At 68.3% G+C, this 1,537-nt stretch carries 2 protein-coding genes; one reads left to right on the top strand and one right to left on the bottom strand.

Features of this window, described 5'->3' with window-relative positions; all coding sequences use genetic code 11:
- Positions 1-787 (bottom strand): helix-turn-helix domain-containing protein (locus EES43_RS11055; RefSeq protein WP_164493333.1); only part of this gene is annotated, 787 nt, incomplete at its 3' end.
- A gap of 232 nt (positions 788-1,019) precedes the next feature.
- On the opposite strand from EES43_RS11055, the gene EES43_RS11050 reads away from it, so the two are divergent.
- Positions 1,020-1,478 carry an ATP-binding protein gene (locus EES43_RS11050; protein ID WP_241192633.1) on the top strand — a complete coding sequence of 153 codons (459 nt, stop codon included), beginning with the start codon at positions 1,020-1,022 and terminating at the stop codon, positions 1,476-1,478.
- Positions 1,479-1,537 lie beyond the last annotated feature (59 nt).

Genomic DNA, 1,537 nt, shown 5'->3' with positions numbered 1-1,537 from the left:
AATCGGCCTCCAGCACGGATCGGATCAGGTCGAGCGACATCAGCCGTGGCAGAGCCATCGCCCTGAGGTGATCGTAGGTCAGTGCGTACCGTTCGACCTCGTCCGGTTCTTCGGTCAACTGGCCATAATGTGCGCCCTCCGTGTAGGCCACCACCGTGTCGTCGGGCAGGACGAGTACGGTGAGCGATCCGCCCATCGCATCGTGCTCTCCCTCCGCGAACGGGAGCACCTGAACGGTGACGTTCGGCTCCTCAGCCATGCAGAGGAGTTTGGCCAACTGGCCCCGCATGACGGCGGAGCCACCGACCGGGCGACGCAGAACAGCTTCGTCGAGGACGACCCAGAGCTCCGGCCGGTCCGATCCGGAGAGCCGGTTCTGACGGCCGAGCCGCGCCGCGAGCCGTTCCTCCAGATGCGCGGCGTCGCGCAGAGATCGGCCCACGCTCAGCAACGCCCGCGCGTACTCCGATGTTTGCAGGAGACCGGGCATCGCGTGCGAGGCGTACTGGCTGATCGCCTTGGCGCGGGCCGAATGCGTGATGAACGCCTGCGACCAGTCCGGGAATGCCTCCCGGTATACGTAAGGCCACAGGTCGGTCAGCAGGTTGTCCGCCACCAGCGCGGCGTCCAAGGCGCGGGCCAGTTCCAGGGTGGGCTTCGCGCCCGATGAGCGCTCGATCTGGGTGATGCGGCTGCTCACCACATGGGTGAGTTCGCCCAGTTCGGCCTGGGTGAGCCCGGCTGCGGTACGGAGCTTGCGCACCCGGGAGCCGAACAGGGCGGCCATGGAGGATTGCGGATCAAGGGTGTTGGCCACGGCGTGACTTCCGTTTCTTACGGCCTGGACGGTAAGGCGCTGTCACCTTCTGAGCCTAGGCCGCCGAGCCGACTCTTGTGTACGGAACGTCACGTAACCCCCACGAAGGGGGACGTGAGTCGAGTCGAGCGACGGGACGGTCAGCATGGACGACGGAAAGACGGCGCCGTACGGGTGCGGTGTGCGCGGTACGGAAGCGGCTCTGCCCGCCGCGTGCCGTTTCGGACCGGACGGGGAAGGACTGGCTTTTCTGGCACGGCAGTTCGCCTCGACTCCGCGAGGGGCGCGTATGGCCAGGCGGGCCGCGGTGAGGGAGGTGGGCCGCTGGGGCTTCGGGCCGATGACGGACGCCTCGTGTGCGGTCGCTCTGGTGGTCGCGGAGCTGGCGGCGAACGCGGCGTGCCACGGCCGGGTGCGGGGTCGGAACTTTCACCTGCGGCTGGAGTTCGACGCCTCCTCGGGGCGCGTCCGCGTCGAGGTGTCGGACGCGTTGCTGGTCGGCCCGCCGCTCGACCCCGGCCTGCCGCCGGACGGGCGGGAGTCGGGGCGGGGCCTGTTTCTCGTCGACGTCGTGGCGTTGCGGTGGGGCTGGACGCCCCGGAAGCCGATCGGAAAGACGGTGTGGGCGGAGGTTGCGGTCGGGCGTCCGGACAGGGCGTAGAAGACGTCCGGAATGGCGTGTGTTTCCGCACTTTATGCAACCTAGTGTCCTGAGTCGTT

The organism is Streptomyces sp. ADI96-02 (genome assembly GCF_003846185.1).
Lineage (GTDB): Bacteria > Actinomycetota > Actinomycetes > Streptomycetales > Streptomycetaceae > Streptomyces.
This window is presented reverse-complemented; position numbering and strand designations above follow the sequence as displayed.